18 protein-coding genes and 1 pseudogene are annotated in these 12,350 nt (G+C 60.4%); all 19 read right to left on the bottom strand.

The window, feature by feature from the left end:
- Positions 1–2: 2 nt before the first annotated feature.
- Positions 3–401, bottom strand: coding sequence for a 30S ribosomal protein S8 (gene rpsH / locus ZBI01S_RS03610; RefSeq protein WP_066056522.1), 399 nt, complete (start codon positions 399–401; stop codon positions 3–5).
- 101 nt (positions 402–502) lie between these two features.
- A complete protein-coding gene (gene rplE / locus ZBI01S_RS03605; RefSeq protein ID WP_066056520.1) occupies positions 503–1,087 on the bottom strand; it encodes a 50S ribosomal protein L5 in 585 nt (194 codons plus the stop codon).
- 69 nt (positions 1,088–1,156) lie between these two features.
- A pseudogene (gene rplX / locus ZBI01S_RS03600) lies at positions 1,157–1,510 on the bottom strand (50S ribosomal protein L24); the annotation flags it as partial.
- 2 nt (positions 1,511–1,512) lie between these two features.
- On the bottom strand, positions 1,513–1,881 hold the full coding sequence (rplN, locus tag ZBI01S_RS03595; protein WP_066056516.1) for a 50S ribosomal protein L14: 369 nt from the start codon (positions 1,879–1,881) through the stop codon (positions 1,513–1,515).
- A 41-nt stretch (positions 1,882–1,922) separates the two neighbouring features.
- Entirely contained in the window at positions 1,923–2,222 is a 300-nt protein-coding gene (gene rpsQ, locus ZBI01S_RS03590) for a 30S ribosomal protein S17 (RefSeq protein ID WP_066056514.1), read from the bottom strand.
- Positions 2,222–2,524 carry a 50S ribosomal protein L29 gene (gene rpmC, locus ZBI01S_RS10145; RefSeq protein WP_066056511.1) on the bottom strand — a complete coding sequence of 101 codons (303 nt, stop codon included), beginning with the start codon at positions 2,522–2,524 and terminating at the stop codon, positions 2,222–2,224. The genes rpsQ and rpmC overlap by 1 nt, the downstream gene beginning before the upstream one ends.
- Before the next feature lie 5 nt (positions 2,525–2,529).
- Entirely contained in the window at positions 2,530–2,946 is a 417-nt protein-coding gene (gene rplP / locus ZBI01S_RS03580) for a 50S ribosomal protein L16 (protein WP_066056508.1), read from the bottom strand.
- A gap of 3 nt (positions 2,947–2,949) precedes the next feature.
- On the bottom strand, positions 2,950–3,705 hold the full coding sequence (gene rpsC / locus ZBI01S_RS03575; protein WP_066056503.1) for a 30S ribosomal protein S3: 756 nt from the start codon (positions 3,703–3,705) through the stop codon (positions 2,950–2,952).
- Complete coding sequence (gene rplV / locus ZBI01S_RS03570; RefSeq protein ID WP_066056500.1) at positions 3,705–4,082, bottom strand: 50S ribosomal protein L22; 378 nt, start codon at positions 4,080–4,082, stop codon at positions 3,705–3,707. The genes rpsC and rplV overlap by 1 nt, the downstream gene beginning before the upstream one ends.
- A 24-nt stretch (positions 4,083–4,106) precedes the next feature.
- Positions 4,107–4,388, bottom strand: coding sequence for a 30S ribosomal protein S19 (gene rpsS, locus ZBI01S_RS03565; protein WP_066056498.1), 282 nt, complete (start codon positions 4,386–4,388; stop codon positions 4,107–4,109).
- A gap of 15 nt (positions 4,389–4,403) precedes the next feature.
- Positions 4,404–5,243: a 50S ribosomal protein L2 gene (gene rplB, locus ZBI01S_RS03560; RefSeq protein ID WP_066056495.1), complete on the bottom strand. Its 840-nt coding sequence runs from the start codon at positions 5,241–5,243 to the stop codon at positions 4,404–4,406.
- A 20-nt stretch (positions 5,244–5,263) separates the two neighbouring features.
- Positions 5,264–5,563 (bottom strand): 50S ribosomal protein L23, encoded by a 300-nt coding sequence (rplW, locus tag ZBI01S_RS03555; RefSeq protein WP_066056492.1) that lies wholly within the window; start codon positions 5,561–5,563, stop codon positions 5,264–5,266.
- Between the two features lie 2 nt (positions 5,564–5,565).
- Positions 5,566–6,210 carry a 50S ribosomal protein L4 gene (gene rplD, locus ZBI01S_RS03550; RefSeq protein ID WP_066056488.1) on the bottom strand — a complete coding sequence of 215 codons (645 nt, stop codon included), beginning with the start codon at positions 6,208–6,210 and terminating at the stop codon, positions 5,566–5,568.
- A gap of 4 nt (positions 6,211–6,214) precedes the next feature.
- Positions 6,215–6,868 (bottom strand): 50S ribosomal protein L3, encoded by a 654-nt coding sequence (rplC, locus tag ZBI01S_RS03545; RefSeq protein ID WP_066056485.1) that lies wholly within the window; start codon positions 6,866–6,868, stop codon positions 6,215–6,217.
- An 8-nt stretch (positions 6,869–6,876) separates the two neighbouring features.
- Entirely contained in the window at positions 6,877–7,185 is a 309-nt protein-coding gene (rpsJ, locus tag ZBI01S_RS03540; protein ID WP_026935977.1) for a 30S ribosomal protein S10, read from the bottom strand.
- A gap of 453 nt (positions 7,186–7,638) precedes the next feature.
- On the bottom strand, positions 7,639–9,237 hold the full coding sequence (locus ZBI01S_RS03535) for a hypothetical protein (RefSeq protein WP_159421375.1): 1,599 nt from the start codon (positions 9,235–9,237) through the stop codon (positions 7,639–7,641).
- Between the two features lie 154 nt (positions 9,238–9,391).
- A complete protein-coding gene (locus tag ZBI01S_RS03530) occupies positions 9,392–10,408 on the bottom strand; it encodes a class C sortase (protein ID WP_066056479.1) in 1,017 nt (338 codons plus the stop codon).
- On the bottom strand, positions 10,405–10,695 hold the full coding sequence (locus ZBI01S_RS03525) for a hypothetical protein (protein ID WP_066056477.1): 291 nt from the start codon (positions 10,693–10,695) through the stop codon (positions 10,405–10,407). The genes ZBI01S_RS03530 and ZBI01S_RS03525 overlap by 4 nt, the downstream gene beginning before the upstream one ends.
- A gap of 161 nt (positions 10,696–10,856) precedes the next feature.
- Positions 10,857–12,332 carry a SpaH/EbpB family LPXTG-anchored major pilin gene (locus tag ZBI01S_RS03520; RefSeq protein WP_083524472.1) on the bottom strand — a complete coding sequence of 492 codons (1,476 nt, stop codon included), beginning with the start codon at positions 12,330–12,332 and terminating at the stop codon, positions 10,857–10,859.
- Positions 12,333–12,350: the final 18 nt, after the last annotated feature.

Here is a 12,350-nt window from a genome sequence, read left to right as displayed (position 1 = left end):
GATCACCATACGTAGGCGAGGACTTCCCCACCCACGCCCTTCTGGTCGGCCTCGCGGTCCGTAAGGATGCCCGAGGAAGTGGACAGGATGGCGATGCCGAGGCCACCGAGAACGGTGGGCAGCTCGGTCGACTTTGCGTATACACGCAGACCGGGCTTCGAGACGCGCTTGATGCCCGAGAGGGCTGGACGACGGTCCTGGCCGAACTTAAGCGAGATGTTGAGGGTCTCACCAACGCGTGCCGATTCAACGGCCCAGTCAGCGATGTAGCCCTCGCGCTTGAGGATGTCGGCGATGCTCTTCTTGAGCTTCGAGCTCGGCATTGCGACAGAGTCGTGATGCGCGTTGCTCGCGTTGCGCAGACGCGTGAGCATGTCTGCTACGGGGTCGGTCATAGTCATGACGCGATATTTCCTTTCCTGGTTTCGACGTCCCGTACACGGGGCGCCGACCTGTGGTGGTTGGAGGCCACCGGCGGTTGCCGGTGGCCTTCAGTCATTGGCTACTTGCCAAGTCCTGCTTCGAATGGGAAGCCCAGTGCGCGCAGAAGTGCGCGGCCCTGTTCATCCGATTCTGCGGTAGTAACCACGGTGATGTCCATACCGCGGGTACGGTCAATCTTATCCGGGTCGATCTCGTGGAACATAACCTGTTCGGTCAAACCGAAGGTGTAGTTGCCCTTGCCGTCGAACTGCTTGTCCGAGAGACCGCGGAAGTCGCGGATACGGGGCAGTGCGAGCGACAGCAGACGGTCAAGGAATTCCCACATGCGGTCGCCACGAAGCGTGACGTGCGCGCCGATGGCCTGACCCTCACGGAGCTTGAACTGTGCGATCGACTTGCGTGCGCGGGTGACCTTTGGCTTCTGGCCGGTGATCTTGGTGAGGTCAGCAATTGCGCCCTCGATTACCTTGCCATCGCGTGCGGCTTCACCGACACCCATGTTGACAACGATCTTGACCAGACCAGGTACCTGGTTGATGTTGGTCAGACCGAGGTCTTCCTGGAGCTTCGCCTTGATGTCATCGCGGTACGAAACCTTGAGGCGGGGCTGGATTTTGCCAGTTCCCTCTGCAGTGTTAGTCATCTGCTACTCGGCTTCCTTCTTGGTTGCGCTCTTCTTGGCGCTGGTCTTCTTAGCGGTGGTCTTCTTAGCCTCGCGACGCGAGTCCTTGAAAACGCGGGTGCGTACCGTCTTGGTTACGCCATCCTTCTCGACCTGCTCTTCCTTGACACCGGTACGGGCAGGCGCACCAGTTTCAGGGTTAACGAGCATGACGTTCGAGACGTGGATGGGAGCTTCGACAGTTTCGATGCCGCCGGTCTGGGTACCACGCTGGGTCTGGCCAACGCGGGTGTGCTTCTTCACGAAGTTGACACCCTCAACGATGACGCGGTCCTGTGCGGTCAGTACTTCGAGTACCTTGCCCTGCTTGCCGCGGTCGCCGCCGCGGTCCTGCGAGGTGCCGGTGATGACCTCAACGAGGTCGCCCTTGCGAATCTTCGCCATGGTTACAGCACCTCCGGAGCAAGCGAAATAATCTTCATGAACTTCTTGTCGCGCAGCTCACGGCCGATTGGGCCGAAGATACGCGTACCGCGAGGCTCGCCATCGCTCTTGAGAATCACAGCTGCGTTCTCGTCGAACGAAATGTACGAACCGTCAACACGGCGGGTCGGCTTCTTGGTGCGAACGATGACGGCCTTTACGACGTCACCCTTCTTCACGTTGCCACCGGGGATTGCGTCCTTGACGGTCGCAACGATGACATCGCCCAGGCCGGCGTAACGACGACCCGATCCACCGAGTACGCGAATGGTGAGCAACTCCTTGGCGCCGCTGTTGTCTGCGACGCGGAGTCGGGATTCCTGCTGAATCATTTAGTCAGTCTCCTTGGCTGTTTAGGCAAGTGGCCCTAGGCCTACTTGGCCTTCTCGAGGATCTCGACCAGACGCCAGCGCTTAGTAGCGCTGAGGGGACGGGTCTCGGCAATGAGCACGAGGTCACCGATCACGGCAGTGTTCTGCTCGTCGTGAACCTTAACCTTGTGCGAACGGCGCATCACCTTGCCATACAGCGGGTGCTTTACGCGGTCCTCAACGATGACGGTGATGGTCTTATCCATCTTGTCGCTCGTTACGTAGCCACGGCGGGTCTTGCGGTAGTTACGCTGCGCGTCATCCACCGCGGCCTCAGCCGCCTTCGGGGTGGTTTCAGCCATTAGTTGCTCTCCTCATTCTGCGCGGCGGCGTCAGCCTTCTTGCCGCGAGTCTTCTTCGCCGGCTTCTCGGCCGGTTCGGGAGTGGCTCGAATGCCGAGCTCGCGCTCACGGATAACGGTGTAGATGCGTGCGATGTCGCGCTTTACAGCACGGATGCGTCCGCGTTCTTCACCCTGACCGGTAGCGGCCTGGAAGCGCAGGTTGAACAGCTCTTCCTTTGCCTTCTTCAGCTCGTCTGCGAGACGGCCGTTCTCCATAGTGTCGAGCTCGTTAATGGCGAGCTCCTTGGATCCAATCGCCATAGTGCTTACTCGCCTTCCTCGCGGGCAATGATGCGTGCCTTGAGCGGCAGCTTGTGGATAGCGCGGGTGAGCGCCTCGCGTGCGAGCTGCTCATCAACACCGCCGACCTCGAAAAGTACGCGGCCTGGCTTGACGTTGGCTACCCAGAACTCGGGTGAACCCTTACCGGAACCCATTCGGACTTCGGCAGGCTTCTTGGTCAGGGGACGGTCTGGGTAAATGTTGATCCAGACCTTACCGCCACGCTTGATGTGGCGGGTCATGGCAATACGTGCAGCTTCAATCTGGCGGTTGGTTACGTAAGCCGGGCTCAGGGCCTGGATTCCGTACTCACCGAACGACACCTTGGTGCCACCAGTTGCCTGGCCGCTACGGCCGGGACGGTGCTGCTTGCGGTACTTGACTCGACGTGGAATAAGCATGTGTTACGCCTCCGCTCCCGCGTTAACCTGCGCGTTGTTGTTACGGCGGTTACGACGCGGACGGTCTCCGCGCGAATCGCGCGACGACTTCTGGTTGGCCTGCTCGCGAGCAAGCTCCTGGTTGGTCAGGTCACCCTTGTAGATCCACACCTTGACACCGATGCGACCGTAAGTGGTCTTTGCTTCGTAGAAGCCGTAGTCGATGTTGGCACGGAGGGTGTGCAGGGGCACACGGCCCTCGCGGTAGAACTCCGAACGGCTCATTTCTGCACCGCCGAGACGGCCCGAAACCTGGATACGAATACCCTTGGCACCGGCGCGCTGAGCGCTCTGCAGACCCTTACGCATGGCGCGACGGAATGCGACGCGGCCTGCGAGCTGTTCTGCAATGCCCTGAGCAACGAGCTGAGCTTCCTGGTCGGGGTTCTTCACCTCGAGGATGTTCAGCTGGATCTGCTTACCGGTGAGCTTCTCGAGCTCGCCACGGATGCGCTCTGCTTCTGCACCGCGACGTCCAATCACGATGCCCGGACGGGCGGTGTGAATGTCAACGCGAACGCGGTCGCGGGTGCGCTCGATAGCGATGTATGCGATACCGGCGCGGTCAAGCTGCTCAGTGAGGTGCTTGCGGATGCGAATGTCTTCATTCACGTAGTCCGCGTAGCGCTGACCAGGCTTGGTCGAATCGGCGTACCAGCGCGAGCGGTGATCAGTAGTGATACCGAGGCGGAAGCCGTATGGATTGATCTTCTGGCCCATTACTTTGCCGCCTTCTCTTCGTCGGTCTCAGGGGTCGAGACAATGACAGTGATGTGGCTGGTGCGCTTGTTGATACGACCTGCGCGACCCTGTGCGCGCGGACGGAAGCGCTTGAGGGTTACACCCTCATCCACGAACGCGGTGCTCACGAAGAGGTCGCGCTCGTCGAGGTACTCGTTGGCATTGTCTGCCTTGACTCGTGCGTTGGCGATGGCCGAAGCCACAACCTTGTACACGGGGTCCGAAGCACCCTGGGGTGCAAACTTCAGAATGGCGAGCGCTTCAAGCGCCTGCTTACCGCGGATCAGGTTGACGACGCGGCGAGCCTTCTGAGGGGTAACGCGGATGTGTCGCGCGCGGGCGATCGACTCCACCATAATTTCCTCCTTCACGCCCCCGCGTTAGCGGCGGCGACCCTTCTTGTCGTCCTTCACGTGACCGCGGAAGGTACGGGTCGGCGCGAATTCGCCGAGCTTGTGTCCCACCATCGTCTCGGTGACAAATACGGGAATGTGCTTGCGACCGTCGTGTACTGCGATGGTGTGACCGAGCATGTCGGGCACAATCATCGAGCGACGCGACCAGGTCTTGATGACGTTCTTGGTCCCGGCTTCGTTCTGCTTAAGCACCTTTTGCAGCAGGTGCTCGTCGACGAAGGGGCCCTTTTTCAGACTGCGAGGCATCTTCTTGAACTCCTACTACTTGCGCTTCTTACCAGTCGGACGGCGGCGAACAATGAGCTTGTCCGATGCCTTCCCGGGCTTGCGGGTACGGCCTTCTGGCTTACCCCATGGGCTAACCGGGTGGCGACCACCCGAGGTGCGACCCTCACCACCACCGTGTGGGTGGTCAACAGGGTTCATGACAACACCACGAACGGTTGGGCGAACGCCCTTCCAGCGCTTACGGCCGGCCTTACCGAGGTCGATGTTTGCCTGTTCAGCGTTACCAACTTCACCTACGGTTGCGCGGCAGCGTGCATCCACGTTGCGAACTTCACCAGAAGGAAGACGGAGCTGAGCGTACGGGCCGTCCTTAGCAACAAGACGGATCGAAGCGCCAGCCGAACGGCCGAGCTTTGCACCGCCGCCAGGGCGCAGCTCTACTGCGTGGACAACGGTACCCGTAGGGATGTTGCGCAGCGGCAGGTTGTTACCCGGCTTGATGTCAGCGTTTGGACCCGACTCGACGATGTCGCCCTGCTTGAGCTTGTTCGGCGCGATGATGTAGCGCTTCGAGCCGTCGAAGAAGTGCAGCAGTGCGATGCGTGCGGTGCGGTTGGGGTCGTACTCGATGTGTGCGACGCGGGCGTCAATGCCGTCCTTGTCGTTACGAGTGAAGTCGATCACACGGTACTGGCGCTTGTGGCCACCACCAATGTGACGAGTCGTGATGCGGCCCTGGTTGTTACGTCCACCAGTCTTAGGCAGCGGACGCAGCAGCGACTTCTCTGGGGTCGAGCGGGTGATCTCGGCAAAGTCCGAGCTCGAGCCAGCGCGACGACCAGGGGTCGTGGGCTTGAATTTACGAATAGCCATAGTTGTTCGTCGTCCTCCGCTTAGCCGGCGTTCGAGAAGATGTCGATGGTGCCGGACTTCAGGGTCACGATGGCGCGCTTGGTGTCCTTGCGCTTGCCCATGCCGAAACGGGTCCGGCGGGTCTTGCCCTGACGGTTAAGGGTGTTGATGCGAGCAACCTGAACATCGAAGATGCGCTCGATAGCGATCTTGATCTCAGTCTTGGTCGCACGGGGGTCCACCTCGAAGGTGTACTTGCCCTGGTCGATCAGTCCGTAGCTCTTTTCCGAGATGACCGGACGGATGACAATGTCACGCGGGTCCTTGAAAATGTCGCTCATGACTACTGCTCCTTGCCAGTCTTAGCTGCGACGAAGCCGTCGAACGCGGTCTTCAGGAAGACAACGTCGTCTGCGACGAGTACGTCGTATGCGTTGAGCTGGTCAGCTTCGAGAACGTGTGCACGCTCGATGTTGCGGACCGACTTGCGAGTGATGGTGTCTTCACGGTCAACCACTACCAGTACGTTGCGGCCTTCGGCTGCGGTACGGAAAGCGGTGAGTGCTGCGCTGGTCGAAGGAACTTCGCCGGCAACGAGCTCGGTGAACACGTGAATACGGCCGCTACGGGCGCGGTCCGATAGCGACTGAACGAGGGCAGCAGCCACCATCTTCTTAGGGGTGCGCTGCGAGTAGTCGCGAGGAGTCGGGCCGTGAACGATGCCACCGCCGCGGTGCTGCGGCATGCGGATCGAACCCTGACGGGCGTTACCCGTACCCTTCTGCTTGAACGGCTTGCGGCCAGCGCCCGAGCGCTCGCCACGGTTCTTGGTCTTGTGGGTTCCCTGGCGGGCAGCTGCCTGCTGGGCCACAACAACCTGGTGAACGAGTGGGATGTTCATGTCGACGTCGAAGAGCTCAGCTGGGAGCTCTACCGAACCGGACTTCTTGCCGGTGGCGTCGAGAACGTCAATCGTGTTGGCAGCCATTTGGCTAGGCCCCCTTCACTGCGTTGCGGACGAATACGAGGCGTCCCTTAGGACCAGGAACTGCGCCCTTGACGAGCAGCAGGCCGCGCTCAACGTCAATGCCGTGGAGCTTGAGGTTCTGCACGGTCACGCGGTCGTGACCCATACGTCCTGCCATGCGGGTTCCCTTGAATACACGACCAGGGGTAGCCGAAGCACCGATCGAACCAGGCTTACGGTGGTTCTTGTGCTGACCGTGCGATGCGCCAACACCCTTGAAGTTGTGGCGCTTCATGGTTCCAGCGAAACCCTTACCCTTCGAGGTGCCAACGACGTCAACGAGCTGTCCAGCTTCGAAGATGTCAACGTTGAGCTCCTGGCCCACCTCGTAGTCCGAAGCGTCCGCGGTGCGGATTTCGGTGAGGTTACGGCGAGGGGTAACACCAGCGGCCTTGAAGTGGCCAGCTGCGGGCTTGTTCACCTTGCGAGGTGCGATTGCACCCGAGGCGATCTGGATGGCGTCGTAGCCGTTCGATTCCTGAGTCAGGATCTGGGTTACGACGTTTGGGCTCACCTGAATAACGGTGAGCGGAACGAGACGGTTGTCGGCGTCCCACTGCTGGGTCATTCCCAGCTTGGTGCCGAGCAGCCCCTTAAACGTCTTGGTAGCGGTTGCCATTGGTTCCTCTAGAGCTTGATCTCGATGTTGACATCGGCCGGAAGGTCGAGGCGCATGAGCGAGTCGACAGCCTTCGGTGTCGGGTCGACAATGTCGATCAGGCGCTTGTGGGTGCGCTTCTCAAACTGCTCGCGGCTGTCCTTGTACTTGTGTGGCGAACGGATAACCGTCACCACGTTCTTCTCCGTCGGCAGCGGGACGGGCCCGATGACGGACGCACCGGCGCGTGTGACCGTGTCAACAATCTTGCGCGCGGAGTTGTCGATGACCTCGTGGTCATACGACTTCAGTCGGATGCGGATCTTCTGTCCCGCCATTTCCTACTCCTAATTCGTTCGGGCCGTTAGGCCTCAAAATGCGTACTCAACCTGCGAGCGGTTGACGCGCACCACTGTGTATCTGTCAATTGCACCTGCCCGGAACGCGAACGTTCAGGCGGATGTTCGGCAGAGAACCTGCGGTTACCCGCATGAGCCCTCCTAAACCGGAGCCGTGCTCTGCTACCGGAGGACGCACCTGCCGCCGAATGAAATCGGGCGGTGAGTCACAATCGCGGTAGTGATCCGAGCGCATGCGCGAACGCACGCCCGGAATGTCGAACTGAACCAGTTTAGACCGAAGTTCGACATTCATGCAACCCGGGCGTGTCGCATTTTCTGGTGGATGCGCACAGTACGTGACCCGGCGCATCCATCAGTAGAAACTGTGCCCATTTTCACGCAAAGGAGGGGCAGCCACTGGCCGCCCCTCCCCTACGATGTGTTGTCTCGCTAGCCCTCGACGAGTTCGCTGAGACGACCTTCTTCACGAAGCTTGATGTACGAATCCACCGCGGTGTTCAACGCGAGCGAGATCGTGCCGTAGGGGCTAACCAGCCAGCCGCCGTCTTCTTCTTTGACGACGAGTCCGATTTGGTCGAGCCCCAGCGCCCGCGCCTGCGGGATATCACTGATGCAGCTCTTCGAAGTATTTCCGCTCGAGTAGTAGCCCGTGTACTCGGTAGTCATGCAGTCGTCGTTGTACGTGACGGTCGAGTAATTGGTTTCCACTCGGAGGTTGTCCGGACGAATCACGGTTGCGCCGTCGCGTTCCTCGGACTTGAACCCTCCACTGAGATCAAACTTGGCGTCGAGACCAGAACCACTGTTGCTGGGCTGACTCGAACGGAATAGCTCAAGCAGTAGGCGTTCTGGACCAGTGAGGGTGGCACTGATCTCTTCGACCTTGCCCGTCGACATACCGGCACTGTAGGCCTCGAGAAACTGCATCCCGGCTTCTTCTGGAGACGCTGCCGGCGTTGCACCCGGGTCCTGAATATCGGTGTCGAGTTCTGCCCCCATGGCGGTCATCATCTGCGTGGTCCAGCTGAGCATCGGGCTCACGTACCACTGGCCGTCCTCTTCGACCGCCGCAAACGTAACTTCACCATCTGAAGTCAGGTCTTTTTCGATCGGGAACTCACTGCCCATGTCGTCGACCATCTCGTCGGCAGTGCGCTGCGCCGAATCGGCGGCTTCGGACTCACTTTGGCCCATGATGAGGTTGGCGTCGTAGGCGACGCCAACAACGATGTCACGCACCGCGTCCTTAAACCGCGCTTCATCGCCGTCCACGACGAGGGTGCCGTCGGTGATGGTCACGAACTGCACGACACCTTCACCCCCTGTGGGCGCAAGTTCGAGCCCTTCGATCTTGACGTCGACCGCGTCCTGCAGCGCGGCAAGGGACTCGGACAGGTTGGGCACTTTGTCTGAGTTCGTGCGCGCCATGGCCAGCTTCTCGAACGGCTTGACCAGGATCTCAGCTTCGGACGGCGCCATGTGGTTTCCGACTTCCATGAAGTCAAGCGAGGCGCTGGCGGTGAGGAAGTTCTCAACCGCAGCCTCAGGGCTCTCCGCGCCGCCCTTCTTGCCGAACAGTGCGAAGCCACCCCAGATCAGACCACCAATCAACAGCAGCGGCAAGATAATTGCCAGGGTGATCAGCAGCGGATTCCGCTTCTTCTTCGGCGGGGTTCCGGGCTGCTGCCCATAGGGCGCTTGCCCATAGCTTGGCTGACCGTAGGTGCCCTGCCCGTATGGCGTTTCACCGTTAGCTGCCTGGCCGTAGTCAGGCTGGCCGACAGGAATCTCATTTGCCGGGGCTTGACCGTAGGCGTTGGAGCCTGCGCCATGCATACCGTTCGAGGCAGCAACGAACGCACCCTGCCCCTCGACTGGCGTACCCTGCCCGGCATTGGGCTGGCCATACGCTTGTTGCCCATAGGTGCCTTGGCTGTACACATTTGCGTCGAAACCGGGCTGCGGCATTGCCGCACCACCGCTGTTCTCGACATTTGGCAGCGGTGGCATCCCCTGTTGATTGTTCATCGCGTCCTCGATTCCTCGTCAACGGTCACAGGTCGACCGTGCCAGAGCTCGAGAGCCGCGTCCGATCGATCGCCGTTATTCGACCATATCTGCGCGATCACGCCAACGAGATATCCACAGGCAAATCTCGCTCGCTCGGATGACACAAATACCGCTAATCGTCGGTGAAACGCCCCTCATCGACGGTGATTTCCCGCGCCGAGAGCGATGGCTCGCGAGCTTCGCCGTCTGACTCAGCTGCTTCGAGCTCCGCCAAACGGTCCGGGTCATCAAGCTCCGCATTGTCACTAGCAAGGTGACGGCCACCGGTCTTGCCACCCAGCCAAACATAGCCACCCGCCACGAGCAGTGTCGCGCCGCCGTAAACTACCCACCACGGGAATCCGGGGATCTCGACCGGCGCTGGAACCGGGTCTTTCGGGGCTTCGACCGTCGGTATTCGCTCCCCCGTCACGATCAGCCGCTGGCTGTTGATTCCGATTGGCATGCAGGTTACGAGGGTGAGCAAGTCGCGGTTCGGGTCCGGCGCGATTTCGTCCGCGTCTTCGGGGTTGATCAGGCGGGTCTCGAACACTCGGTAGGTGTAGCGTTCGCCATATACCTCCACGTGAATGAGGTCACCCTCCTTGACGCGGTCGAGGAACGTGAACAGCACCGCATCCGCCAACCCTGAGTGTGCCGTGAGCGTGGATCGAGTGCCGACCCCGCCAACGGGCAGGGCGGTTCCGAACAGGTGCCCCACACCCTGCTTGAGTGTGGCATCGGTGGTGCCGTGGTAGACGGGCAGGTCAACCTCGATAGACGGGATCTTGACGCGTGCCATCACACCCGAAGGCACGCCCTCGAGGGTTGCCAGGTAGCGCTGATAGGCATCGCTGTCGATGCCGGCGACGCCTTGCGTGAAGGGGTCAAATGCCGCGCCTGCGTTGAGGTCCTTGTTGTACTGGTGCGCGTCGGCGAGCGCCTTGTCGCGCAGCTCTGGCGGAATTTCGTCGAGCTGCGTCGCATAGTTGTCGATCAGCCCAGACTGTTCTACCTGCTTGTAGTAGCGGGCCGTCATTGGGTACAGCGCGATCGCAGCGCCGGTGATCAGCAGCAGGGCAACGACGAGTCGTGTGCTGAGCGGAATCCCAGGTGGTGGCGTGTGCAGGCTGCGCAGTTTGAGATTCATCGGCGGCGACCTCGCAGGAACAGCGTGATCGCGAGCACGAGAACACCAGCTACCAGCACGATGCCGGCGTAGTAGAACACCTGCGCGGTGATTCCGTATTGCGCTTCACGATCGACAATCTCCGGCGTTGGTGCAGGTGTCGCGGTTTCGGCCGTGGCCGATGCCGCACCGAACGACATGGCGAGCACGGTCGCGAGCACGAGCGTGACCAGCACGGTCACCGCGCGTTGCAGCCACAGCCGGGCGGATGCATCCGGTCTCGTGGTGTGGGAGTGCAGGTTCGCCATGATGGTTGCTCGCTTTCTTACCCGCGGGGGTGCGTTTCGGCGCTGGGTTCACAGCGCTCATAGATGAGTCTGGCAACAAACGCGGGGCATGTCATTGCGACATACCCCGCGTTCGTGTTGTGGTGCGTCCTAGCACGGGGCTAGGGATGCAGCCAGTTCAGTTAAGCGCGTGCGCGACGCTGGTTGCGCATGGCAACGCCGACGGCGAGTGCTACGAGCGCAAGGCCACCGCCGATGAACAGCATGGTTCCGGTCGCACCGGTGAGCGGAAGGTTCGGTCCGTCCTGCTCATCGTTGGTAACGGTAACTTCGAGCGGAGCAACCGTGGTGTTACCCGCGGTCACGTTAACTTCGCGAACCGTCTCGTCAAGGACGTAACCAGCAGGTGCCTTGGTTTCCTTGAAGTAGTAGGTGCGAGCGGTGCCGTCTGCGTTCAGGTTGAGCCCGCCGATGATGACGGTACCGTCGGCAGCCGTGGTGAAGGTGTTCTGACCGTTGATCGAGATCGGGTTGTTGCCTGCGGTAGCGTCTTCCGCGGTAGCGAATACCTGGAACTCTGCTCCTTCAAGCACCTTGGTGTCGGTGTCCTGGTCTACCTTGAGGATCGAGAACGAACCCCAGTAGTCCTTCGACTCTTCCGAAGGCATTTCGGTGTCAGTGTTACCGGTACCGATGTTGGTGATCTGCTTAACCGTGTTGGTGATCACACCGTCGCCAATGTCGCCAACGACCTTGGTGTTGATCTTGAAGGTGAGCTGCTTGCCACCGTTAGCGCCCTGAACCTTTGCAAGGCCCGAATCGGTCAGCGTTACAACGACGGTCTCGCCACCGGTGCCCGCAGCAGTTGGGGTGACGGTGTAATCAGCAGCGTCGAGCGCAACACCGTTGTACATGACTTCGGTGACGCTTTCGAAGGCGAGACGGGCATCCAGCTTGTCGCTGTACGAAACCTTGTTGATGGTTTCGTACGTGTTTTCGCCAGTCTTCGGCGCCATAGGCACGAGCGAGTCAACGTCCCAGGTAACAATGTCGCCCTGGCCAAAGGTCTTGGCGTCTTGTTCGGCGTTGATGGTCTTTTCAACCTGAGAAACCGAGTTCTTTGGGTAAGCGTGGACGTCGTAGTTCCACTCGTCTGCGTCGGTGTTCATTGGCAGGACAACCAGGAACGGCGCCGCCTTCGACACGATACCGAGGTCGGCCGGAGCGTTCATCTCGGTTACGAGGTAAACACCGAGCGGCAGGCCCGTAAAGGCAATGCTGCCGTCAGCAGCGGTTGCTTTGGTCTGGGCGGCGAAGCTGCTGTCGATCGCGACGCTGCCAGGCGTCTGCTCCGAAAGGGTATCCCAAGCCTTGGGGTCCTGGAGGTTGATCGTAGTCTTCTCGATCTTGAACTCAACGCCCTCGAGCGGCTTGTTGTCCTCAGGGAGGTTGGTGACAGGAGTACCGTCGTTCGGCGTATTTGCAGCTGGTTCGGTGTGCTTGTGCACGGTGATCGAACCGGTCTTTGTGAAGTCAATGTTGCCGGGGGTGGCAGCGTTGGCTGCGGCGGCACCACCAAGCACGGCGGCTGCAGCAAGTGCAACCGTTCCGGCAAGGGCGGCGACGCGCTTACCAAACACACTGAGTCGTGTATTCATGGCGTTTCTCTTTTCTTT

It is taken from the genome of [Zimmermannella] bifida NBRC 103089 (genome assembly GCF_001570925.1).
GTDB classification, from domain to species: Bacteria; Actinomycetota; Actinomycetes; order Actinomycetales; family Microbacteriaceae; genus Gulosibacter; species Gulosibacter bifidus.
This window is presented reverse-complemented; position numbering and strand designations above follow the sequence as displayed.